Origin of the sequence: Streptomyces sp. Tu 2975, from assembly GCF_009832925.1 — a bacterium.
GTDB lineage: Bacteria > Actinomycetota > Actinomycetes > Streptomycetales > Streptomycetaceae > Streptomyces.
On the sequence record NZ_CP047140.1, the window covers coordinates 7,602,054 to 7,623,788 of the forward strand.

Genomic DNA, 21,735 nt, shown 5'->3' on the forward strand with positions numbered 1-21,735 from the left:
TCCGCCTGCCTTGGATCCGCCGGGAGATCCGCAATGACACACACCGGCGTTCCGCAGCCTGGCCCGCGCGCTCATCTGCCGGCGCCGACCGGTCGCAGTCAGCGCCGCCACTCGTAGGCGCCCGGTGACGTTTGGAGGACTTCGCTCGGCCACTGCCGCCGCACCATCTGGAGCAGCTGCCGCTGGTCGTCGATCCATCCGGCCTCAAGACACAGGGGAAGGAATACAGAGATGCCGGAGCGGGCCACGTCCTCCACACTCACGGCGGGGGTCTCGTGTTCTTCGTTGAACGCTTGGACCCTGATCTCAGGGCTACGGTTGTTGTCCATCCAGCAGACGTCACGGCCCGTTGCAAGCACATCCAGGGCGTGCGACCAGCGGTCCAGGTCGTCGGGAAACAGGGACAGGTTCAGCCGTCCCCTCACAAAGCCACTCCCGATGAGGACCTCAGCGTCGAGCAGGTCGTGCAGCGGCAGCACTCCCGGCAGCGGCGGCCCAGCACACGTACCCGGAAGCTGTTGTCGCCGTCCGAGAGATGGATCAGATCCACCGGCTCCCCTATTCCTCACCCGCCTACGGTCACGGCCCATCCTGTCGGTCGAGTCCTGCCCCCACCAGGCGAGTTGTCCGGGCGTCGTTCTGCCAGGAGCCCCAAGACGTCCTACGACCAGGCCGACCATCGAGCTTGAGCCATCGGGGCCAGCCGGCCGTGTCATCTACCGCGAGTCACCGGGGGATCTGCTGTCCTGCCTCGGTGAGGGTCAATGTCAGGCACCCCAACCACTCGCCGGATTGCGGGTACTCCCAGTTCTCGGTGTCCAACAGAAGAGCAGGAAGGACCTGCTTCGGGAGTGAAGGACCAGGCTGGAATCCCGTAGCCCCATCGGGTGCGGTCCAAGGGATGACCCGACACACCTCTATCCACCCCCTGTCGACGAGAGACAGGAGGATCGGAACAAGATCCGAGGAATGCCCGGACGCCAGCGGCTCGTCGAGGTCGCCCCAGACACCGGGAAGGACGTCGATCTCAGTCGCATTGATCATGAAGGCCCGCTCGGCGGAGGACAGCTCGTCCGTTGCTGGATAGCTCACTCAGAGAGTTTCGCAGCCCAGGAGGCTGCCCGGCCCAGGTAAGGGGAGCGTGCCCCCATCGCGTGCAACTGCGAGCGGGGAACCACGGGGAAGACCGGGCGATCACCATGGCTGGGCATGAGGACGGTCCTGACCGACTTGGCTGGTCGGGTGCCGATCACGCGGAGTGGGTGGGGGCTTGCATCCACCGTGACTCGCGCCACGACGGTTCTCAAGGCGCTGTACGGCTTGCCCCCGCCCACTGAGACTTCACCGACCGGGACGTCAGGCCAGGCTGGCCACGCACCGTTCTGAAGCCGTCGCTCCGCAATGCGTCCTCGCTGTCATCATGGTGGACGTGAGTTCGTTCGACGCGATGCCCAACATCAACCAGGTACCTGAACGTTGGAGTGCCCGCGAAGCGCCCTTCGGAGACTTCATCGTGTTCTCCGACGGCTCTCTGTCAGTGATGAGTCTCATGCGGTTCTCCCCGCCCGACCGGCGAGACGACCCCCGGGCCGAGGACTGGCAGTGGTGGGAAATCCTGCGAGCTACCGCATGGACCCCCACAGACTGGATGAGCATCGACGGTACACACTCCTCGTGCACCTACCTCGGAAGCCGTGCCCTATGCGGCGAGGGACTGGATCACGGGAGTATCGGCTGGGTCGCCCTGGTCCGGGACGACGACGAAGGCACCTTGGAATGGCTGGCGGTCTCCTGCTCCTCCAACCCGTTCAGCAGGGTCACCTTGGACGCGACCACTGTGACCGCCACCAGCACCGCAGGCCGCATCTGGACCTTCCCTCGAGACGCCCCGCAACAGGTGAGGATCACCGAGGATCCCACCTGCCCCTGATCGCCCGTCGTCCGAAGGCGCCGTGGGCTCCGGTGCGCGCCGCCCATCGACGCGGTGCTGAAAGCATCTGCCATTTGTCCGTCAGCGGGCGGTGCTCCAACAGGTCGTCCAGACTTGTCCATGCCGGCGTCAAGAAGCGCAGTTGCTGTCCGGATGGAGTTCACCCAGCTGATTCACGGTCACCGGGACAGCGTGTCCCCGGAGGTGAACAGCCAGCATCTCCATCTCGGCGAGGGTGCCGATGAGACCCGTCTCGGCGAATTGCGTGGCCTGCACACGTGCTTCGCCCAGGGAGAGTTCCCGTGCACTGCGGAGGCTTGCATCACGGGCACGAGGTTCGGCACGTCTGCGGACAGGCGAAGTCGCGCGGGCCCGTGGGCAAACAGAAGAGCTTGTCGGACGGCCTCGGGAGCAACTGGGCCGCTGTCCTGCTCGCACCATCCATTCGGGCAGTCCGCGCATCGGCCTTCGGTGCTCCAGCAGAGCATGCCACCGTCGACGAACTGACCGACGTCGCAGGTTGTCGTGCCTCCGCAGGTGCTGCACCGGCCTGTTACCCGTACTCCTTGCGTGATCACAGGGTGTCCTCAGCTCATGGGTCAATGCACCTCTCAATGAGAGCACGGTCGTCGGGGGCTTCTGGATGGGCCAAGTCCGTTCAGCAACGGGCGGCGACAGTTCAGTAGCCCTGCCACAACCCCCAAGCGATGACAGGACCCTACGGTGGCCCGGTCGACCCGACTACGGTCTGCTCGCCGACTGCGGTAATCGTCACCTTTGCGCGTGATCTTGCTGTCGGGAGCTGTCACCGGCAGATCGACGCAGCGGTATCGCCCTCCGAGCAGGAGTGCTCACGGAACCTTTGGCCACAGGTATTCTCTGGCGATGTCGAATCAGTCAGTGGCGGCGGGAGTCGGTCTCGCCGGTGTGATGGCGCACTGCGGCGGAAGCCCGGTGGGCGCCGTGGAGCTTCTGGTGGGGGCGATAGCCTCGGCACCGGCGGCTCCGGAGCCCTATGCGGCCCTCGCCGAGTTGTGGCGGGACCGACGCTCGGAGCTGAAGGAGAGTTTCGAAGAGGACGGCTCCTTGAGCGCTGTGCTGGCGCAGGCGTACTTCTTGTTCCTCGAAGGCAACATGGACGACGCCGCGATGGCCCTTGGTTCGGTCACGGGTGTACGGCCCGACGTGGCATGGGGCGCTGCGCCCTGGTTCGGGGATGTGCGCTTTCTCGGCGCGGTGAGTGCCGAGGCGCTGGCCGAGGCGTGTCTGCGGACGTTGGACTACGGGCATGACCTGAACACCGAAGAGATGCGGGAGCGGTTCGCGCCTTGGTTCCATGCCCTCGACGTGGTGTCCGAACGGAATCCGGTACCGGAGTCGCTGGCCGCCATGGCCAGGCTGCCCCGGGCGTGTGGCCGGTACGAACTGTCCTTCGCCCTGTGCGACCGCGCCGATGCCGTCGACCGGGTCATGTGGACAGCCGTCGCACGAGCGGTCACGTGGCGCGTGATGGGCGACCTGGATCAGGCTGCTAAGGCCTTCGAATGCGCCTTGCTCCTGGACTCTGCCAACTGGTCCCTCTACCTGGACCTGGCGGACGTGCGTGCCGAGCAGGGCGACTTCGCGGCAGCCGCGCGCCTCGTCGACCTAGGCCTGCAATACGAGCCTGACGAGGTCTCCCTGCGCGCGGCGGGCGCCGCCTACCGCACACGCTTTTCCGGCTCGTCCGACGACCTGAGGGCGCTGATCGCCCTGGCGCCGCAGCTCGCGAACATCACCTACCGGAACCTGCTGATCAACTACGCGTGTGCAGGGCCGAAGCTGCCTCGAAGACTCGTTGCCGAGGCCCACCGCATCCGTAAGAACTGAATGGCTGTCGTGCCAACCGGTGCCAGTCGGGAGGGCCTTTGGCCGGGGTGGGAACCTGGCTCCAGGAAGCGAAACGCCTCTTGATCACCAATGCCACGGGCCATCCCGCTCGCCGTCACTCTGACCGGCGGCAATCGTATCGACGTCACCCGGCTCGTCCCACTGCTCAACGCAGTGCCGCTGGTGCTGGGCGGCCGAGGCCGGCCCCAGCGCCGCCTCGACGTCGTAGTCGGTGACCGCGGCTACGACCTCGCCAAGTACCGCCACCTCGTCCGCACGCTCGGAAGGGAGCCAATGGGGGGCGTGGGTGTGGAGCTGGGTGTGGTTTCACTTGTATCGCAGGCGTAGCGAGTCCTGTTCGGCCTTCTCGATCTGGTCGATGGTCATGCCTGGCAGGTTCAGCTGGGCCAGCATCACTTCGGCGCTGCTCGGTTGGGCGTCAGCGGGCACCCACCGTTCCGGTGGATAGGTGTTGGCGCGCATCAGCGCTTCGGGCAGTGGGGGTAGCCCTGCTCGACATGCACCACGATCGCCGTGACCGGCGGTTTTCCGACGAGGGTGAGTTGGGTGAGCAGTTCCGGCCGCGACTGAGTTGCTTCGGGTGGGGCCGCTGCACCATCCCAGACAAGGCTGACCAGGCACACAACCGCAGAAAGCTCGTATCCCCGGGCGGCCGGCCACCGCGCTTCGACCCGGTCGTAGTGGAGACTGGAACGCCCGGCGGCGCGCCTTCTGTCCGGCCGATGCTGCCGCCGCGCACCGTCAGCGGCCAGCCTGCTGCCGGAGGAAGCGCCGCTCTTTGTACCGGCGCAGCAGCTTGCCACCGCTTGGTGGCGTACGACAGGTCCTCCCGGCACGCGTCGAGGAACAGGCGCTGCGCCGTGACGACCGCCTCAGCCTGCCGCTGGAAGCGGGCCCTGTCCTTCTCGTTCAGCTCCAGGTCGCTGGTCGCGGCGACCAGTTCCTCCGCCGCGGGCGATGACCGCCACGGTGCCGCAATGCCGTACGCCGTGCAGTGCGCCGATGAGTTCGCCGCTGACCTCCCACGCCTGCGGGATCTGGCCCAGCAGCAGCTTGTGCGCCGCCCGGCCCGCCTCGCGCTGCAGGTGGGAGAACTGGAACGCGTAGTTGAACGAGCGGGTGGAGGCGTCCAGCAGCCGCCGTACGCCTCCGCCCGGTCCTCCTTGGTGCCCAGCCGGGAACGCCCGTGGGCCGGTAGGGGCCTATCAGTGCAGCGGCGACGCTGCCGGTGGCCTTGATGCCGGCAGCAGCGGCACCCGACGTCGTGAAGGTCATGCCCGGTTCTAGCACCCGGCGGACGTGGCGCCGGCCGGGAGGGCGCAGCAGCTGCGCCAGGCGCACGCCGCCGGTTGTGGCACCGAGCAGGTGGTCCAGCACGGTCAGCGGGGCACCGTCGGGGATGGCGCGGGCCGCCAGGTCGGCACGGAGCGGAGAAGGTCGAGGAGCACGGGAACCTCCGGGCACGGCAGGGATCTTCGCCCCTAGTGGGGGGGTGGGGTGGGGGTGTGTTGGTGGGGGTGGTTGAGGGCGTTGGTGAGGGTGGTGAGGTGGGGGTGGAGGGTGTGGTGGAGGTGGTTGATGGTGGTGTGGATGTGGTTGTGGTGGTGGGGGTGAGGTGGTGGTGGGTGATGAGGTCGGCGGTGTGGGGGGTGAGTTTGTTGAGGAGGTAGAGGTTGGTGAGGTTTTTGAGGTGGGTGTGGGTGGTGGGGTGGGTGGTGTGGTTGAGGGTGGTGAGGAGGGCGTTGGTGGTGTGGAGGGTGGTGTGGAGGTGGGTCATGGTGAGGGCGGGTTGGGTGGCGTTGTTCCAGCGGGTGTGGGGGGTGTGGGGGGTGGTGGGGGTGTGGAGGGCTTGTTTGGTGCGGGTGTGCCAGATGTGTTGGGCGTGGTGGAGGAGGTTTTTGAGGTGGGTGAGGTTGGTGAGGGGGTTGGGGGGTGTGGGGGTGGTGGGGGGTGGGGGTGGGGGTTGAGGAGGAGGTGGGTGGCGGCTTTGAGGGTGATGGGGAGGTTGTCGCCTTCGGCGGTGATGGTGCCTTCGAGGTGTTGGGTGTAGTGGGCGAGGGGGTTGTGGGGGTGGAGGGCCCAGGCGCCGCAGCGTTCGCGGCAGGTGGTGGTGATGGTGCGGGCGTGGTGGGTGGTGAAGGCTTTGGTGAGGGCGGTGAGGTGGTGGGTCTGTTCTTTGGTGGGGGTGGGTCGGTGGGGTAGCGGGGGTTGGTGGGGGTGGGGGGGAGGGGGGTGTTGTGGTGGTGGTGGGTGTGGTGGGTGAGGGTGTGGCGGTGGAGGAGGGTGAGGGCGTAGGTGGTGGCGAGGTGGTCGATGAGGGGGGCGTGGTGGGCGCGGTGGGTGGTGAGGGGGGTGGGGGTGTTGTGGTGGTGGTGTGGCGGTGGTTGGCGTAGTGGACGGCGATGGTGAGGGCGGCGCGGGCGGTGCCGGTGGCGGCGGCGCTCATGCAGAGTTTGCCGAGGGTGACGCGGTCGATGGTGGTGAGGAACCGTTTTTGGGGGTTGCCGTGGGTGGTGTGGTGGGTGCCGTCCGCCTCGAGGCGGGTGTGGGGGGCCTGGAGGAGGGCGGTGGGGGGGAGTCGGACGTGGGTGAAGGTGGTGATGGCGTGGTCGACGGGGTGGGGGAGGTGGCGGGGTGGGAGGGGGGTGATGTGGATGCCGGGGTGGGGGCCGTCGGTGTCGTGGAGGGGGTGAGGAAGAGGTGGATGCCGCGGTCGGTGCCGTCGTGGGTGATGAGGCGGGCGGCGACGAGGGCGGTTTTGGGGCCTCCGGTGGTGGTGGTGTTGGGCATGAATTTGGCGGCGCCGGGGGTGGGGGTGTGGAGGGTGAACTCGCCGGTGTCGGGGTGGTGGTGGGCGGTGGTTTCGAGGTGGGCGGCGTCGTTGCCGTGGGCGAGTTCGGTGACGAGGAAGGTGCCGGTGTTCTTGAGGGTGGTGTAGGGGGTGAGGTCGCGTTGTTCGGGGTGGTCGTGGTCGAGGAGGGTGCCGAGGAAGAGGTTGTAGTGGATGCCGGCGAGGGTGCCCAGGGCGCTGTCGGCGATGCCGGTCCATTCGTGGAGGGCGGCGAGGCGGCGGGGGTCGCGGGCGAGGGCGAGGGGTCGCCGGCGGCGGTGTCGTTGAGCAGGCGCAGGCGCTGGTAGGAGCGGGCGGTGCGCTGGGTGGGGGTGAGGTCGTCGTCGTGGGTGAGGAATTCGTCGTGGGTGATCAGGGTGCGCCAGGGGGTGTGGAGGGTGTCTTGTTCGTCGCCGTCGAAGAGCAGGTGGCGCAGTTCGCGGGTGACGGCGTCGGTGGTGGCGTGGTCGGTGTCGTCGTCGCCGCTGGGCCGGCCGGCCGGCCGGCGGGTGGCGGCGGGTGGCGGCGGGGGAAGCGGGTGGTGGGGGCGGGGGCGGTGACCGGCGTCGATATCGGCGCCGGTCTGCCGCCCGCCACCGACCCCGCCCCGCTCGCCGTCGCCCGGGTCCCCGCCCCGTTCCCGGTCGCCGTCGCCCGGGTCCCTGCACGGTCACCGTTCCCGTCCCTGACCCGCCCCGTTCCCGGTCGCCGTCGTCCGGGTCCCTGTCACGGTCGCTGTTCCCGTCCCTGTCCCCGCCCCGTTCCCGGTTGCCGTTCCTGACCGTTTCTCGTTCCGGCGCCCACGCCCGTGGTGACACCACCCGTGGTGACGATTGCCGTTGCCGTTGCCGTTGCCGTTGCCGTTGCCGTTGCCGTTGCTGTGGTGAGGGTCGGCGCGTCGGTGGAGAGGGTGGCGATGCTGCCCGTGCCCGTGCCCGTGCCCGTGCCCGTGCCCGTTCCCGTGCTCGTGTCCGTGCCCGTTCCCGTGTCCGTGGCGGTGTCCGTGCCGTGGGGAGGGTCGTTGTGCACGCGCCCGCGCCTGCGTCTGTGCCCGCGCCTGTGGCTGTGGTTGTGCGGGGGTTGGTGCTGGCCGGGGCGGTGGGGGGTGCGGTGGGGGTGTCCTGCCCGGTGGTGGGGATGGGGGGTTGGATGGGCTGGGTCAGCAGGGTCATGGCCTCTCCCGCGGGATAGGGGCGTCCGGTGGTCTAGGGAAGCGCAGGGCCCAAAGATACGTACCCACCGGTTTTGTTTTCAAGGCGCTGGGCAGGTTTCAGGGTGACGTGCGTCACACTGGAGAGTCGTGGCGACGGCATATGCCGGGTTACGGTGCTGGTCGGACGCGATCATTCCGCTTGAAAGGGACCTTTGGGTCCCTAACTAAAACCGGCATGGTGGTTTGGTTACGTGGTGTTTACGGACCGGTGCCCGGTGGCGGGCCCGGGGTGGGTTCGCGGGCTGGCCGCAGAGCGCTGGGCTGCTAAGATACGAACCCGCCGGTTTCTTTTCGTTGGTGCGGGGATGTCGGAGGTGGTGGTGATGGCGCGGCAGGAGCGGGCCGTGAGGACGCGGCGGGCGATTTTGGTGGCGGCGGCCGAGGTGTTCGACGAGGTCGGTTACGAGGCGGCGACCATTTCCGAGATCCTCAAGCGGTCGGGTCTGACGAAGGGGGCGCTGTATTTCCATTTCGCCTCCAAGGAGGAGCTGGCGCAGGGGGTGCTGGCGGAGCAGGTGCATGCGCTGCCGGACCTGCCGGAGGGCGAGTTGATGCTGCAGACGGCGGTGGACGGGCGTTGCTGCTGGCGTATCTGCTGCGCCGGGACACCGGGGACCCGATCGTGCGGGGCAGTGTGCGCCTGACGGTGGAGCAGGGTGCGCTGCGGGACGGGCTGGACCGGCGGGTGCCGATGCAGGCGTGGACGGAGCAGACGCAGGTCCTGTTCGAGCAGGCGCAGACGGCGGGGGAGATCCTGCCGCATGTGGACCTGGTGGGGGCGGCCAAGACGTTCGTGGGCGCGTTCACCGGGGTGCAGGTGCTGTCGAACATCATGACGGCCGCCAGGACATGACCGAACGGGTCGCCGATCTGTACCGGTTCTTGATGACGGCGATCGCCGTGCCCGGGGTGCTGGTCCGCCTGGACTTCTCTCCCGACCGCGGGTGCGCGCCTACGAGGAGGCCGTCCGCCGCCGCGACGCCGCCCCCGAGCCCGCCGCCCACTGACCTCCGCTCCCCGGCTTCACGCCGCCGCCCACGGGCGGCGGCCCGCATTTCCTTGGTCCACCCACGGGCGGCCCCCGCACCCTTCGCCCCGCCCGTGGGCGGCGGCCCCACACCCTCTTGGTCCTTCTGCGGGGCCACCGGCCCTGGCCGGGCGTGCGGGCATCCTCCGACCCACAACCCGGCAGTCACGCCCTGCTCGCGCCCCGTGCTCGCGCCGCCGCCCGTGGTCGGGCCGCCGTGGTGCGGCTCTGGCCGGTTCTCTTCCGGTCCTGCCTGCTCGTGTTCTCGTACTCGCCCGCCGCGGGCTGCCGTTCCGGTTCGGGGAACTTCCGTTCGTGGGCGGGCTTTTCCTGCCGTGGTGGCGTGTGCTGTCGTGGGTGCCTTCCGGTTCTGTCCGCGCCGGGTATGTGAACGGCCACGTCGTAGTTGCCGATCAGGTCGGTAAGACCGTGCGGGCTGACGCCCGCGCGTTGTGCTGCTCGGGGTCGGCGCCGGCTTGCAGCGGCACCTGGTGCGTTCCCGGATCCCTCGGTAGGTGTGCACCGCGGTGAACAGGGCGGTGTTACCGTTCCCGTCGCCCACGTCCATGGATGCACCCGCCGCCAGGATGATTGCGGCAGCCGTCGCGGCCCGGGCCTGCGCGGCGAAGTGCAGTGGTGTCATCCCCGCCTTGTCCGCAAGGCCCGGATCCCGCCCTCCGCCAGGTCGCCCGCAGGCCGACGGCGTCTTCGTGCAAGGCGAAGTGGTGCACGGACGTGCGGCCCGTCCCGTCCCGCCCTGATGCCCGTCCCTCATGGCGGCCGTCCTCGCCGAGTTTGACGGACGAGGCAGGAGCACCCCCGGCCGGCCGGGCCCGCACCGGGAGGCCCTGCCCCCCCGGCCCGTGCGGCCGGCGGCGGCCAGGGGCCCGTCCGGCGGTCCGCTCCGGCCGGCGGGGGCCGGGGTGGCCGGGGTGGTCGGGGCGGGGTGTGGGGTGCGGGGGCGTGGGGGTGGGCAGGGTGGCGGTGCGCGCCATGGGGCGCGGCGTGAAGAAGCCGGACGAATTTGAGGGGGAGTCGGACATGGACACCGACATGAACGTGGACGTGGACGTGGATGTGGATGTGGCGGGGGAGAGGGGCGTGGACGGGGTGGGGTGTCCGTATGCGCTCGATGTGACGGGGCGTGATCTGGCGGGGAGGCGGCGTTGCTGCGGGCGCAGGGGCCGGCGGCGCGGGTGGTGCTGCCGGGCGGGGTCCGGGCGTGGGCGGTGACGGGACACGAGCCGCTCAAGCGGCTGTTGACGGACAGGCGGGTCTCCAAGGACGCCGGCCGGCACTGGCCGGCGTTCGTGCAGGGGCGGATCACGTCGCAGTGGCCGCTGTACCACTGGGTGTCGGCGCCCACGATGCTGTTCGCCCACGGGGAGGAACACACCCGGCTGCGGCGGCTGGTGGCGGGGGCGTTCACCGCGCGCCGCAGCCGTGAACTCGCCCGCGGATCGAGCGGATCACGGCCGACCTGCTCGACGAGATGACTCCACCCCGCCGCCGCTGACGGCCCCGGCAGCGGCGAAGGGGAGGGTGTGGGTGTGGGGGTGGTGGATCTGCGGACGGCGTTCGCGAAGCTGCTGCCGATGCGGGTGATCTGCGAACTGTTCGGCGTCGAAGGACCCGACCGGCAGGCCCTGTGCGCGGCGATCGACACCACCCTGGGCACCTCGGTCCCGGCCGACGAGATGGCCAGGCCCAGGACAAGGTGACCGAACTGCTGGCCGCCCTGGTCGCCGCCCGGCGCGCCGAGCCCGGCCCGGACCTGACCTCCGCGCTGATCGCCGCCCGGGACGGCGGTGAACGGCTGAGCGAACAGGAACTGATCTCGACCCTGAACCTGATGATCGGCGCCGGACAGGAGACGACAGCAACCTGATCAGCAACGCGGTCGCCGCCCTGCTCTCCCTGCCCGACCAGCTGGAACACCTGCGCGCGGGCCGCGCCGACTGGCCGACGTGATCGCCGAGACCCTGCGCACCCACAACCCCGCCGCCTACATCCCCTGCGCTACGCCGTCGAGGACATCGACCTGGACGGCGTCCTGATCCGCAGGGGCGACGTGATCATCGTGTCCTTCGCCGCCGCGGGCCTGGACCCGCCACCACGGCAAGGACGCCGACACCTTCGACCTGCTGCGCCCGCGCGGCGAGAGCGTCGCCTTCGGCCACGGCGTCCACTACTGCCTGGGTGCCCCGCTGGCCCGCCTGGAGGCCACCATCGCCCTGTCCGCGCTCTTCACCCGCTTCCCCGGCATACGCCTGGCCCGCCCGGTCGGCGAACTGCAGCCGCTCGAGTCGTTCATCATCAGCGGCTACCGCACCCTGCCCGTCCACCTCGCACCCCCACCCCGCCAACCCCTGACCCACCCACCCGACCCTCTGCCACCTTCCCTGACCCCTGACCGGCCCGGCCCGCCACCCGCGCCGCACCCCGCCGCCACGCCCGCGCCGCGCACCGGGCCGGGCCGTGACCCCCGCGCACCCCCGTGCCGGTGAACAGCCGGCCCCGCGCACGCTGCTCCACGACCGCCGCCCCCGGCATCCCGCCCGCGGGGGCGCCGGGCGCTCCGGGGCGGGTGCAGGCCGGCCGTTTCTGTGTGTCCGGGCGGCCTCGGCCGCTCCGGGCCCGTCCCGGCGCGGGCCCCGACGTGGGGTGGGTGCAGCGGAATCACCTCCCCCACTTACAAACCGCTTAAGCGGTTTGTTAATCTTTGGATGTCGTCCCGCGGCCGGTGGGGGAGCGGGGCATGGCGCATGCCGCCCGGTGCCCGGGTCGTCCGCCGTGCGGGGTGGGCACAGGGCGGGGCGTGTGTGCGGTCCGCCGTCCGTCAGTGAGGGGATCGCTGCGATGGTCAAGCAGGAGCGTGCGGCCGCACGCGGCAGGCGCTGGTGCGTGCCGCGGCCGAAGTGTTCGCGCGGGAGGGGTTCGCGCCCGCTTCGCTGGCCATGATCAGTGCCCGGGCCGGGGTGAGCAACGGGGCGCTGCACTTCCATTTCGAGAACAAGAACGCGCTGGCGCGGGCGGTGGAGCAGGAGGCGGCCGAGCGGCTGGGGCGGATCACCTCGCCGCGTCCGGAGCTGCCGGGCGGGGCGCTGCAGGCGCTGGTGGACGCACCACGCGCTGATGGGCGCGCTGGCCGAGGACGTGGTGGTGCGGGCCGGGTTCGATCTGAGCGCGGACCTCTCCCGCACCGGCGGCCCGGACCTGCGCGGGGTGTGGCGGGGCTGGGTCGAGCGGATGCTGCACGACGCCGAGCGGGAGGGCCACCTGGCCGAGGGGCTGTCCTCGCACGGCGCGCCCCGCCGTCGTCGCGGCCACCGTCGGCTTCGAGGTCCTGGGCGCGGCCGACGCGAATGGCTGTCCGCGCCCAAGATCACCGGCTTCTGGGAACTGATGCTGCCCCGCCTCGCCCCGGCCGGCCATCGTCCCGCCGGCCCGCGCGACACCACCACCCATAGGCACCCCATAGCAGACACCCGCCCTGTTTCCCTCGCGTTCAGCCGCCCCCACCCTCCACCGCCGCCCGCACTGTCCCGTTATCACCGATCTCTCTGAGCTGTTCGGGTCGGGGTGGTGTCCCGCACGCCACAGAAACAGCACGAGCGGTCTCGTATTGACAAACCGTCCGTCCTGTTTTTTACTCGGTGGTGTCCGGCTGCTACGCGGCGGGCCGTGAGCTGCGGCCGGCGCGCTGCGGTGAAGGCGTGCGCGATTTCGACACAGGGGAGACGGCGTGGACATCGATGTGCTGGGGGAGCTGGCCGTCAGAGAGAACGGGGTCTCGGTGACCCGACGGCGCCCAAACCGCGCCAGGTGCTGGCTCTGCTGGCGCTGCATGCCGACCGGGTGGTGCCGGTGGCCTCGCTCACCGAGGAACTGTGGGGGCAGCGGCCGCCGCGCAGCGCCCGCACCACGCTGCAGACCTACGTCCTGCAACTGCGCGAGCTGATCTCGGCCGCGCTGGTCCACGACACCGCGCCCGCACCGCCCACGACACCGCACCCGGCACCCCTACGGCGCCGGGCCGCTCCCGGGAGGGGGAGCGGGCAGGACGCGGCGGGGGACGGGCGGCGCAGCGCCAAGGACGTGCTGGTGACCTCACCGGGCGGCTATCTGCTGAACACCTCCGGCGGCACCAGCGACGTGCGCGAGTTCGAACTGCTGGCCGGGCAGGGATACCGGGCGATGGACGCCGGGGACTTCGCCGGCGCCGCCCGCCAGCTGCGCGAGGCACTGGCACTGTGGACCGGTTCCGCGCTGGCCGGGGTGCAGACCGGCTTCCTGCTGGAGATGCACGCACGGCGGCTGGAGGAGACCCGGCTGTGCGCACTGGACCAGCGCATCGAGGCCGACCTGCGCCTGGGCCGCCACCGCGAGCTGCTGGGCGAACTGACCGTCCTGGTCAGCCGCTACCGCACCCACGAGAACCTGCACGGCCAGTTCATGCTCGCCCTGCACCGCTCGGGCCGCCGCAGCGAGGCACTGGAGGTCTACCAGCGGCTGCGCGCCGCCCTCGTACGCGAGCTGGGCCTGGAACCTCCGCCGCCCTGCGCGCCTGCAGCGCTCCATCCTGATGGCCCACCCCGAACCGCAGCTCGAGCCCGCCCCCGCACCGGCGAGCGACTCAGCCGGGCCGGCTGACGAACCCGGCCCAGCCCGGCGGCCGTCCAACCCCGCGCCAAGCCCGTACCCGCAGCCCGCATCCGGCCGGCAGTCGGCTCGGCCCGGGCCGGGGAAGCGCGGGCAGAGCGGGCAGGGCGGTGCACCGCCAGGCCGGCCCGGCCCCGGGCCGGCCGAGCACGGAAAGGCCGCCACGAAGTACGCCCGCGTACGGAAAAGGGCCGGATCACGTACGCGCCACGTACGCCGGTATTCGGGGCCCGGGAGTACGCCAGGGCCGACCGGAGACGCCAGGGCCGACCGGATACAGGCAGGGCCGGCGCCGCGTACGGCAGAGCCGGGCCCAGGGAGGCGCGGAGACCGGTGCACGGACAGGACAGACAGCACACGGGACCGGGACCGGCACGAACACCCAGGAGCCGCCGGAGGGCGGCGCCGGGGCGGGCCGGTCACGGCGCACCAAAAAGGGGCCGGCCGAATAAGAGGGCCGGGCAGGTGAAGGGAAGAGAGGGGAACCGGGATGCAGGCCAGATCGGAACGCACCCGCCGCAGGCTGGTCCTCGCGGGCGCCCAGATGTTCGACCGGTACGGCTACGCCAGTGCCACACTCGGCCAGATCGCCGGCGCCGCCGGCATGACCAAAGGCGCGCTGTACTTCCACTTCGCCTCCAAGGAAGGCCTCGCCGACGCCGTCCAGGAACGCGGCCGGCAACTGCTGTGCGACTTCCTCCAACAGCAGTGGGAAGCCGGCGCCGCGCCCCTGCAGTCCCTGATCGACCTCACCCACTGGCTGGCCGACGCCCTGTACCAGGACCCCGTCGTACGCGCCGGACTGCGCATCACCAACGAACGCGCCGGCCGCACCCCGCAGCCACCGACTTCCACCAGACATGGATCACCGAGGTCCTGCGGCTGCTCGGACAGGCCGGCGCCGCCGGCGACCTGCGCGAGGACGCCGCCGGCGAAGGCGGCCAGAGCCTGCTGACCGCCGCCGTCTGCGGCATCGGCGTCCTGGCCGGCACCGGCCTGACCCCACCGAACTCGCCCACCGCGTCCACGCCCTGTGGCAGCCCTGCTGCCCGCCCTCGTCCCATCCGGCCACACCCCCGCTACCGCACCCACCCCCCGCCCCCACACCCGCCCGCCCACGCCGCCTGACCCCGCCCAGCCCTGGCCGTCTTCGTACCGGTGCGCACCCGCCCGGTACGAAGACGGGCCGGCTGCGTTTCCCGCCGCCGGGAACCGGCGTAGCCCAGCCGCCGCCGAAGGACGCACCGCGGCGAAGGGGAGAGGGGGCAAGGAGACGAGGTGCGGGGCGGGACGGGGCGGTTGTCGGGTGAGGTGCGGGTCGTCCCCCGGCGGGGTCACGAGCGAACGTCGACCCGTTCTCGAGCGGGGCGCGGTGGCTGGGCGCACCGGCCGCCCGGCCGGGCGGGGGCATTTCCCTCTCCTCGCCACCCCGGGAGCGGGCCGCTCGCGCCGCCGTCGACCAGCCAGGAGGCATCCATGACCGATACACCCGAGCGCAACGAGGCGCCCAGGAGGCCAAGCGCCGGTTCCGGCAGGCGCTGGAGCGCAAGGAACACAACGCGCTGGCCAAGGCGGCCAGGAAGAGAGCCGCGTCAAGGCCCGCAACGCCGGCCCGGCCGGCCGCCGCACCTTCCACCGACGCAAGACCGGCTGACCCACCCCCTGCGCCCGCCGGCCGCCCGGCTCACCGCCCAGGGCCGGGCGGCGAGGCCGGTGCCCGCCGCCCGGGTCGAGCCCGAGCCCGCCCGGCCGGAAGCCGGACCGCGTCGCCCCACCGGCCGGACCCACTCCGAGCCCGAACCGCTCGGTCCACCCGGCCTGGTCAGGCCACCAGGCCACACAGGCAACAACCAGGCCCCACCCCGGGTCCTTTTACCGGGCTCCTTGGCCAGGGCCCTTACCGGGGCACCCAGGCCCAGACCCCCACCGGGGCTCCGGCCGGCCCTACCCGGGCCTACCCGGTGCCCACCCGTACTCTCCGTACTTCGCCGCACCCCGCCGCACCCGCCCGCACCCGACCGGGATGCGGGCGGGATGCGGGCGGGGTCGGGCCGTCACCGCAGCCGCCACCGCCGAAGGAATGGGGACGACATGACACCGGCCGACGACGACAGCGCAGCCTCCTGCGCGTCGAGCGCGCGTGGCCAGCACCGAGGAACTCGCCGCCGTCACCGCGACGCTGTTCTCCCTGCTCGCCACCCGCCGCACCCCGCAGGAACCGGACACGACACACACCCGCGCGTACTGGCGCCGGCAGCCGCCGGCGCCTTCGCGCCCGCACAGCTGGCGGTGACCAGCCGCCGCACACAGGTTCACGGCGAGACCGGCCACTCCACCCCACACACCAAAAACCGCACAAGCGGTTTGTTATGGTGTGGGGGTGGCACGCCGGCCGCCCGGTCGAAGAGAAGGGACGAGGAGTCGTGGTGATGCTGAAGGACATCCCGCCGACGCGGGCCGACCGACGCCGCGGCCGGGTTGCCGAGCTGCAGGCGTTGCACGGGCAGGCTGTGCGGGGGCCGAGTGAGAGGGCGACCGAGGCGCAGCATGCGAAGGGCAAGCTGACGGCTCGTGAGCGGATCGCTCTGCTGTTGGACGAGGGCTCGTTCCGTGAGGTGGAGCAGCTGCGCCGGCATCGTGCGTCCGGTTTCGGTCTGGAGGCGAAGAAGCCGTACACCGATGGTGTGATCACCGGTTGGGGACGGTCGAGGGCCGGACGGTGTTCGTCTACGCGCATGATTTCCGGATCTTCGGTGGTGCGCTGGGTGAGGCGCATGCCACGAAGATCCACAAGATCATGGACATGGCGATCGCGGCGGGTGCGCCGCTGGTGTCGTTGAACGACGGTGCGGGGGCCCGGATCCAGGAGGGTGTCAGCGCTCTTGCGGTTACGGCGGGATCTTCCAGCGCAACACGCGTGCGTCGGGGTGATTCCGCAGATCTCGGTGATGCTGGGCCGTGTGCGGGTGGCGCGGCCTACAGTCCCGCGCTGACCGATTTCGTGTTCATGGTCCGTGAGACGTCGCAGATGTTCATCACCGGGCCGGACGTGGTGAAGGCGGTCACGGGTGAGAGATCACCCAGAACGGTCTGGGTGGCGCGGATGTGCACGCGGAAACTCGGGTGTGGCGCACTTCGCCTACGACGACGAGGAGACGTGCATCGCGGAGGTCCGCTACCTGCTGTCGATGCTGCCGTCGAACAACGGAGAACCCGCCCACCGCCGCGCGGCGACCCGGCGACCGCCGCTCCGAGGTGTTGCTGGATCTGGTGCCGGCGGACGGTAACCGCCCTACGACATGCGTCAGGTGATCGAGGAGCTCGTCGACGACGGTGACTTCCTCGAGGTCCACGAGCGGTGGGCCGCAACATCATCTGCGCGCTGGCCCGGCTGGACGGCAGGTGGTCGGCATCGTCGCGAACCAGCGCAGTCGCTGGCCGGGGTGCTGGACATCGAGGCGTCCGAGAAGGCGCCCGCTTCGTGCAGATGTGCGACGCGTTCAACATCCGATCGTCACGCTGCTGGACGTGCCGGTTCCTGCCGGGTGTGGACCAGGAGCACGCGCATCATCCGCCACGGCGCGAAACTGCTGTACGCGTACTGCAACGCGACCGTCCGCGGATCTCGCTGATCCTGCGGAAGGCGTACGGCGGTGCGTACATCGTGATGGATTCGCAGTCCATCGGCGCCGATCTGACCTACGCCTGGCCACCAACGAGATCGCGGTGATGGTGCGGAGGGTGCGGCGAATGTGATCTTCCGTCGCAGATCGCCGACGCCGAGGACCCGAGGCGATGCGGGCGCGCATGGTCAAGGAGTACAAGGCCGAGCTGATGCACCCCTATTACGCGGCCGAACGCGCCTGGTCGACGACGTCATCGACCCGGCGGAAACACGCGAGTCCTCATCCGGTCCCTCGCGATGCTCCGCACCAAGCACGCCGACTGCGTCCCGCAAGCACGGCAACCCGCCGCAGTGACCGGCACCGCCCCGCCCAGGACGGCAGTCGGCCGCCCGGCCGGCAACCGGCCGCCCAGGACGGCAGTCGCCGGCCCGGGCGGCAACTGCCGGGTCGTGCCCGGCGATCGACCGACCGTGAACGGCGACCCCGGGCCGTGGCCGGCCATCGCCGAACTGCGGCCGGTGACCCTTGGCCGTGCCCGGCAACCCCCGGGATCTGCCCGGTCGTCGGCCGGTCGGGGCCGGTAAGCCTCCCGCAGTGACGGGACCCCTGCCCACGGCCCTGACGGCCTGACGGGCCATGGGGAGGTGCGGGGGCCGAGGGCCCCGGCACCAACGAAGAGAACAACCGCTCCGGGCCCGTGCGGACTTCACGGTCCCACGACCAGCGGGCCCCTACCCCTGGAGACATCCCTTGCACAGCACCGGCCGCGCCCGCGGCCGACCGTGACCCCAGGCGCTGGTCATCCTCGGCGTGATCTGCCTGGCCCAACTCGTCGTCCTGCTCGACAAACCGTCCTCAACGTCGCCATCCGGTCCTGACCACCGACCTGGGCGCCAGCACCGCCGACATCCAATGGATGATCAACGCCTATGCGCTGGTGCAGTCCGGGCTGCTGCTCACCGCGGGCAGCTCGCCGACCGCTACGGCCGCAAGCGGCTGCTGATGCTCGGACTGGTGCTGTTCGGCGCCGGGTCGGCGTGGCGGCTTCGCCCAGGACTCCGCCCAGCTCATCGCCGCCCGGGCCGGCATGGGAGTGGGCGGCGCGCTGCTGGCGACCACCACCCTCGCCGTCATCATGCAGGTCTTCGACGACGACGAACGCCCCGCGCGATCGGCCTGTGGGGACGGCCAGTTCGCTGGGCTTCGCGCCGGCCCGCTGCTCGGCGGCGCCCTGCTCGACCACTTCTGGTGGGGCTCGATCTTCCTGATCAACCTGCCCGTGGCGCTGCTGGGCCTGCTGGCCGTCGCCCGCCTGGTGCCCGAGACGAAGAACCCGCAGGGACGGCGCCCGACCTGCTCGGCGCGGTGCTGTCCACCCTGGGCATGGTCGGCGTCGTCTACGCGATCATCTCCGGCCCGAACACGGCTGGACGGCCCGCAGGTCCTCCTGCCGGCCGCCGTCGGCGCGGCCGCGCTCACCGCGTTCGTTCCGCTGGGAACTGCACACCACCCACCCCATGCTCGACATGGGCTTCTTCACCGACCGGCGCTTCAACGGCGCCGTCGCCGGCGGGCTGCTCGTCGCCTTCGGCATGGCCGGCTCACTGTTCCTGCTCACCCAGCACCTCCAACTCGTCCTCGGCTACGACGCCCTGCAGGCCGGCCTGCGCACCGCGCGCTGGCCCTGACGATCGTCGCTCTCAACCTCGCGGTTGTCGGCGCGAAACTCCTCGCGCGCTCGGACCGCCCGCAGCATCGCCTGGGCATGACGCTGCTGGCCGGCCGCTCAGCGCGGTCGCCGTCGGCGGATCGGGCCCCGACGCCGGTACGGCGGCATGCTCGCCGGCTGCTCCTGATGGGCGCCGGCATCGCGCTGGCGATGCCCGCGATGGCCACGCCGTCATGTCCTCCATCCCGCCGCCAAAGCCGGCGCGGAAGCGGGCGTGCAGGGCACCCTGACCGAATTCGGCGGCGGACTGGGCGTGGCGATCCTCGGCGCCGTCCTCGGCTCCCGCTTCGCCTCCCAACTGCCGCCGCATCACCGGCACCGGCTCCTCGACGAGGCCTTGGGCGGCGCCACCACACCCGGCAGACCAGCAGGTCCACGACGCGTTCGCCGACGCGGTGAACACCAGCCGCTCATCGGCGCCGCGCGTCTTCACCGGCGCGCTGCTCGCCGCCATGCTCCTGCACCGCGCGACCGCAAGGCCGCACCCCGGCCCACACACCCGCCCCGAACCCACCACCACCGTCTGACCGACCCGCCCCGCCGCAAGGCACTGCACACCCCGACGGCCCCGCCCCCAGGTCCCCCAGGACCCCGGGCGGGCCGTCGCCGCCGGCAGCACCCACCCGGACAACACCCGCACCCCGACCGCCCCCGGCACCGAGAACAGTGCCGAAAGGAGCGGCGAAGGGCCGCCCACACGGCAGGCGCCGGCCGGTACAGAACCGCCGAACGCGTACAGGAAAGCCCCACCGGGCGGCGGAGGACGGCGCTGGTACGGAAACCCCGGCCTTTGCACAAGCCCCGGGGGCCGGTGCGCAAGGCGCCGGCCGGCAGGGCAAGCGCCGGCCGGTACAGAAACCGCCGAACGCGTAGCACCGAGGCGGTAGGGAAGGCCGCAGAAACCGCCGAACGCGTACAGGGCACCGAGGCGGTAGGGAAGGCCCCGGCTACGCAAGGCCCGGCGCGAGCGGAAAGGCACGGCCGGTGCACAAGCCGCCGACGGGGACGGCAAGCACCGGCCGGCACGGCGAGCACCGGGGCCGGTGCGCAAGCGGCGCCGGCGCGGAAGACGGCGGTGGTCCCAAAGACGCCGGCCCTTGGTGCGCAAAGCCCCGAGGGGGCCGGTGCGCAAAGGCGCCGGCCGGGACGGACAAACGGCGCCCGGGCAGGGCAAGCAGCCGGCCGGGACGCAAGGCCCGGCGGGGAGCACGGCGCCGACGGTGCGCAACGACCGGCGGAGCACACCACGGCGACGGCCGTTACGCGAAGGCCGGTGGCCGCGGAAAGAGGCCGGCCGTTACGTAAAGGCCGGTGGCCGGGGAGAGGCGCCGGTGCCCGAACGCGGCCGGCGCCCCGGTCACCGGCCCGGTACACCGCCCAGGCCCAGCGGTGTGGCGGCCGGGGTCAAAGTGATCCAGGTCTGTTCGCGGATGTCCTCGCCGAACACGTCGACCGTGGCCTGGGTCAGACGCTCGATCAGGGCACGTTCCGACTCCTCGTCGAGCCGCCGGTCGTAGATCTTCACGTCGATGAACGGCATACGCCCGCCTCTTTTCTTGTCAACGACAACCGTCCGGTCATGTCACAGGTGCCCGGCCACCCGGGCCGCCGTGCCGTGGGCCTCGTGCAGGGCGGTGACCGCCTCGACCATGTGGTCGACCTGCGCGTCACTGAGGCCGGGATGGCACGGCAGGTTCATGTGCTCCTCGAACCAGATGCGTTCGGCCGTCGGGCACTCGCCCGGGCCGTGGCCGCGCAGCCGCCACTCGGGCGACAGGTGGAGGGGAAGTACCGCAGCTGGACCTCGACACCCAGCCGGTCCAGGGCGCGCACGAACCGCTCGCGTACCTGGCGTCCGCCGGTGAGGAAGAACGTGTACAGGTGGTAGGCGTGCAGACTGTCGGACGCCGCCCGGTGCAGCCGGGTCCCGGCGACCGGGGCGATGGCCTCGTCCAAGCGCTGCGCGATCTGCCGGCGCCGGGCCACGAACCGCTCCAGCGACGCCAGTTGGACCACGCCCACCGCCGCGGCCGCCTCCGACATGGTCGCGTTCGTGCCCGCCCGCGGATCCCGACGGCCCGGTGACGGTACACACTGTCCGCGAACTTCATCCACGGCAGCAGCGCCGGGGCGTCCGCCCGAGAGGTGTCCGGCAGCGCCGCGTACACGCCGTCGGCCTCGTTGTCGCGGATCCGTCCACCCGCTGCGCCCACTCGTCACGCGCCAGGGTGATCATGCCGCCCACCGAGGGTGGTGATGTTCTTCGTGGAGTGGAAACTGAAGCAGCCGATGTCCGCCAGCGCCCCGGCCTGCGCCCCCGGTACACGGCGCCCAGGGCGTGGCGCTGTCCTCGACGACGATGATGCCGCGCCGGCGGGCCAGGGCCATGATGCGGTCCATGTCGGCCGGGTTGCCGCCGTAGTGGACGAGCATGATCGCCCGGGTGCGGTCCGTGATCAGTGTCTCCAGTACCGCCGGGTCGAGGTTGAGGGTGTCGGGTCGATGTCGCAGAACCGCACCCGCACGTCGTGGTCGAGCAGCGGCTGCACGGTCGCCTGGAACGTCTGGGGGTGGCGATCACCTCGTCGCCCGGCGCGAGGTCCAGCATCCGTACCGCCAGTTCCAGTGCGACGGTGCCGCTGGTGACGCTGAGGGCGTGCCGGGCGCCGGTCAGGCGGGCGAACTGTTCCTCGAACCTCTCCGCCACACGCCCGACGTCAGCGACCGGCCGGAGCGGACCAGTTCGCCCAGCGCCGCCAGGTCCGCCTCGCCCACCACCGAGCCGCGCCGCGCGAACGGCACCCGGTAGCCGCCCTGGGGTCCCGGCC

The 21,735-nt window shown here is 71.3% G+C and carries 23 protein-coding genes and 6 pseudogenes; 20 read left to right on the plus strand and 9 right to left on the minus strand.

Features of this window, described 5'->3' with window-relative positions:
• Positions 1 to 98 precede the first annotated feature (98 nt).
• Entirely contained in the window at positions 99 to 479 is a 381-nt protein-coding gene (locus GLX30_RS34125; RefSeq protein WP_244258388.1) for a DUF5959 family protein, read from the minus strand.
• A gap of 247 nt (positions 480 to 726) precedes the next feature.
• Complete coding sequence (locus GLX30_RS34130; RefSeq protein WP_159694755.1) at positions 727 to 1,092, minus strand: hypothetical protein; 366 nt, start codon at positions 1,090 to 1,092, stop codon at positions 727 to 729.
• A gap of 337 nt (positions 1,093 to 1,429) precedes the next feature.
• Between GLX30_RS34130 and GLX30_RS34135 the strand changes: the two genes are divergently transcribed.
• The 3 genes and pseudogenes from GLX30_RS34135 to GLX30_RS36260 all read left to right on the plus strand — a co-directional run.
• Entirely contained in the window at positions 1,430 to 1,930 is a 501-nt protein-coding gene (locus GLX30_RS34135) for a hypothetical protein (RefSeq protein WP_244258389.1), read from the plus strand.
• 885 nt (positions 1,931 to 2,815) lie between these two features.
• Entirely contained in the window at positions 2,816 to 3,799 is a 984-nt protein-coding gene (locus GLX30_RS34140; protein ID WP_167306897.1) for a hypothetical protein, read from the plus strand.
• Between the two features lie 102 nt (positions 3,800 to 3,901).
• Positions 3,902 to 4,147: pseudogene (locus tag GLX30_RS36260) on the plus strand (transposase); the annotation flags it as partial.
• Here GLX30_RS36260 and GLX30_RS34150 read toward each other — a convergent pair.
• A pseudogene (locus GLX30_RS34150) lies at positions 4,127 to 4,386 on the minus strand (pyridoxamine 5'-phosphate oxidase); the annotation flags it as partial. The pseudogenes GLX30_RS36260 and GLX30_RS34150 overlap by 21 nt on opposite strands.
• Positions 4,387 to 5,441: 1,055 nt before the next feature.
• Between GLX30_RS34150 and GLX30_RS35695 the strand changes: the two are divergent.
• The 14 genes and pseudogenes from GLX30_RS35695 to GLX30_RS35720 all read left to right on the plus strand — a co-directional run bounded on the left by GLX30_RS35695 (position 5,442) and on the right by GLX30_RS35720 (position 17,282).
• Complete coding sequence (locus GLX30_RS35695; protein ID WP_244258390.1) at positions 5,442 to 5,870, plus strand: hypothetical protein; 429 nt, start codon at positions 5,442 to 5,444, stop codon at positions 5,868 to 5,870.
• Positions 5,871 to 6,194: 324 nt separating this feature from the next.
• Positions 6,195 to 6,758: a hypothetical protein gene (locus GLX30_RS34165; protein WP_159694756.1), complete on the plus strand. Its 564-nt coding sequence runs from the start codon at positions 6,195 to 6,197 to the stop codon at positions 6,756 to 6,758.
• Positions 6,759 to 8,168: 1,410 nt separating this feature from the next.
• Positions 8,169 to 8,507, plus strand: a complete 339-nt coding sequence (locus GLX30_RS36265; RefSeq protein ID WP_347879795.1) for a helix-turn-helix domain-containing protein — start codon at positions 8,169 to 8,171, stop codon at positions 8,505 to 8,507.
• Positions 8,486 to 8,716 carry a hypothetical protein gene (locus tag GLX30_RS36270; protein WP_208545538.1) on the plus strand — a complete coding sequence of 77 codons (231 nt, stop codon included), beginning with the start codon at positions 8,486 to 8,488 and terminating at the stop codon, positions 8,714 to 8,716. The genes GLX30_RS36265 and GLX30_RS36270 overlap by 22 nt, the downstream gene beginning before the upstream one ends.
• A 1,340-nt stretch (positions 8,717 to 10,056) precedes the next feature.
• Positions 10,057 to 10,386, plus strand: coding sequence for a hypothetical protein (locus tag GLX30_RS36275; protein ID WP_347879796.1), 330 nt, complete (start codon positions 10,057 to 10,059; stop codon positions 10,384 to 10,386).
• 48 nt (positions 10,387 to 10,434) lie between these two features.
• Positions 10,435 to 10,611, plus strand: a complete 177-nt coding sequence (locus GLX30_RS36280) for a hypothetical protein (protein ID WP_347879797.1) — start codon at positions 10,435 to 10,437, stop codon at positions 10,609 to 10,611.
• Positions 10,608 to 10,778: a hypothetical protein gene (locus GLX30_RS36285; protein ID WP_347879798.1), complete on the plus strand. Its 171-nt coding sequence runs from the start codon at positions 10,608 to 10,610 to the stop codon at positions 10,776 to 10,778. Before GLX30_RS36280 ends, GLX30_RS36285 begins: the two co-directional genes overlap by 4 nt.
• Before the next feature lie 307 nt (positions 10,779 to 11,085).
• Positions 11,086 to 11,397 (plus strand): hypothetical protein, encoded by a 312-nt coding sequence (locus GLX30_RS36290; protein WP_347879810.1) that lies wholly within the window; start codon positions 11,086 to 11,088, stop codon positions 11,395 to 11,397.
• Between the two features lie 628 nt (positions 11,398 to 12,025).
• On the plus strand, positions 12,026 to 12,457 hold the full coding sequence (locus tag GLX30_RS35710) for a hypothetical protein (protein ID WP_244258548.1): 432 nt from the start codon (positions 12,026 to 12,028) through the stop codon (positions 12,455 to 12,457).
• A 178-nt stretch (positions 12,458 to 12,635) separates the two neighbouring features.
• Positions 12,636 to 13,487 (plus strand): annotated as a pseudogene (locus GLX30_RS34190) (AfsR/SARP family transcriptional regulator); the annotation flags it as partial.
• 555 nt (positions 13,488 to 14,042) lie between these two features.
• Entirely contained in the window at positions 14,043 to 14,507 is a 465-nt protein-coding gene (locus tag GLX30_RS34195) for a TetR/AcrR family transcriptional regulator (RefSeq protein WP_159694757.1), read from the plus strand.
• Positions 14,508 to 15,692: 1,185 nt separating this feature from the next.
• The gene (locus GLX30_RS34200; protein ID WP_159694758.1) at positions 15,693 to 15,845 is read left to right on the plus strand and encodes an acyl-CoA carboxylase subunit epsilon; all 153 of its coding nucleotides are present in this window, start codon (positions 15,693 to 15,695) and stop codon (positions 15,843 to 15,845) included.
• 136 nt (positions 15,846 to 15,981) lie between these two features.
• Positions 15,982 to 16,392, plus strand: coding sequence for a carboxyl transferase domain-containing protein (locus GLX30_RS35715; protein WP_244258391.1), 411 nt, complete (start codon positions 15,982 to 15,984; stop codon positions 16,390 to 16,392).
• 518 nt (positions 16,393 to 16,910) lie between these two features.
• Positions 16,911 to 17,282 (plus strand): carboxyl transferase domain-containing protein, encoded by a 372-nt coding sequence (locus GLX30_RS35720; RefSeq protein WP_279632623.1) that lies wholly within the window; start codon positions 16,911 to 16,913, stop codon positions 17,280 to 17,282.
• Positions 17,283 to 18,105: 823 nt separating this feature from the next.
• Here GLX30_RS35720 and GLX30_RS36295 read toward each other — a convergent pair.
• Entirely contained in the window at positions 18,106 to 18,315 is a 210-nt protein-coding gene (locus GLX30_RS36295; protein ID WP_159694759.1) for a hypothetical protein, read from the minus strand.
• Between GLX30_RS36295 and GLX30_RS36300 the strand changes: the two are divergent.
• The 3 genes and pseudogenes from GLX30_RS36300 to GLX30_RS35995 form a co-directional block, all read left to right on the plus strand.
• A pseudogene (locus tag GLX30_RS36300) lies at positions 18,266 to 18,514 on the plus strand (MFS transporter); the annotation flags it as partial. The gene GLX30_RS36295 and the pseudogene GLX30_RS36300 overlap by 50 nt on opposite strands.
• A 181-nt stretch (positions 18,515 to 18,695) precedes the next feature.
• A complete protein-coding gene (locus GLX30_RS36305) occupies positions 18,696 to 18,866 on the plus strand; it encodes a hypothetical protein (RefSeq protein ID WP_347879813.1) in 171 nt (56 codons plus the stop codon).
• Positions 18,867 to 19,302: 436 nt separating this feature from the next.
• Positions 19,303 to 19,434 carry a hypothetical protein gene (locus tag GLX30_RS35995; RefSeq protein WP_279632637.1) on the plus strand — a complete coding sequence of 44 codons (132 nt, stop codon included), beginning with the start codon at positions 19,303 to 19,305 and terminating at the stop codon, positions 19,432 to 19,434.
• Positions 19,435 to 20,264: 830 nt separating this feature from the next.
• Here the strand turns inward: GLX30_RS35995 and GLX30_RS34220 are convergent.
• The 5 genes and pseudogenes from GLX30_RS34220 to GLX30_RS36010 form a co-directional block, all read right to left on the minus strand.
• On the minus strand, positions 20,265 to 20,447 hold the full coding sequence (locus tag GLX30_RS34220; RefSeq protein ID WP_159694760.1) for a tautomerase family protein: 183 nt from the start codon (positions 20,445 to 20,447) through the stop codon (positions 20,265 to 20,267).
• 155 nt (positions 20,448 to 20,602) lie between these two features.
• A complete protein-coding gene (locus GLX30_RS35725; RefSeq protein WP_244258392.1) occupies positions 20,603 to 20,950 on the minus strand; it encodes a DegT/DnrJ/EryC1/StrS family aminotransferase in 348 nt (115 codons plus the stop codon).
• 173 nt (positions 20,951 to 21,123) lie between these two features.
• On the minus strand, positions 21,124 to 21,207 hold the full coding sequence (locus GLX30_RS36000) for a hypothetical protein (protein WP_347879811.1): 84 nt from the start codon (positions 21,205 to 21,207) through the stop codon (positions 21,124 to 21,126).
• Positions 21,208 to 21,304: 97 nt separating this feature from the next.
• Positions 21,305 to 21,418, minus strand: a pseudogene (locus tag GLX30_RS36310) (DegT/DnrJ/EryC1/StrS family aminotransferase); the annotation flags it as partial.
• Positions 21,419 to 21,533: 115 nt separating this feature from the next.
• Positions 21,534 to 21,614: pseudogene (locus tag GLX30_RS36010) on the minus strand (DegT/DnrJ/EryC1/StrS family aminotransferase); the annotation flags it as partial.
• Between the last annotated feature and the right edge of the window lie 121 nt (positions 21,615 to 21,735).

Coding starts and splice junctions, on each gene's coding strand:
- GLX30_RS34140 (WP_167306897.1), top strand. CDS start 2,816: ATGTCGAATCAGTCAGTGGCGGCGGGAGTCGGTCTCGCCGGTGTGATG.
- GLX30_RS36265 (WP_347879795.1), top strand. CDS start 8,169: ATGTCGGAGGTGGTGGTGATGGCGCGGCAGGAGCGGGCCGTGAGGACG.
- GLX30_RS35710 (WP_244258548.1), top strand. CDS start 12,026: ATGGGCGCGCTGGCCGAGGACGTGGTGGTGCGGGCCGGGTTCGATCTG.
- GLX30_RS34195 (WP_159694757.1), top strand. CDS start 14,043: ATGCAGGCCAGATCGGAACGCACCCGCCGCAGGCTGGTCCTCGCGGGC.
- GLX30_RS35715 (WP_244258391.1), top strand. CDS start 15,982: ATGCTGAAGGACATCCCGCCGACGCGGGCCGACCGACGCCGCGGCCGG.
- GLX30_RS36295 (WP_159694759.1), bottom strand. CDS start 18,315: ATGATGACGGCGAGGGTGGTGGTCGCCAGCAGCGCGCCGCCCACTCCC.
- GLX30_RS36305 (WP_347879813.1), top strand. CDS start 18,696: ATGCTCGACATGGGCTTCTTCACCGACCGGCGCTTCAACGGCGCCGTC.
- GLX30_RS34220 (WP_159694760.1), bottom strand. CDS start 20,447: ATGCCGTTCATCGACGTGAAGATCTACGACCGGCGGCTCGACGAGGAG.
- GLX30_RS35725 (WP_244258392.1), bottom strand. CDS start 20,950: ATGTCGGAGGCGGCCGCGGCGGTGGGCGTGGTCCAACTGGCGTCGCTG.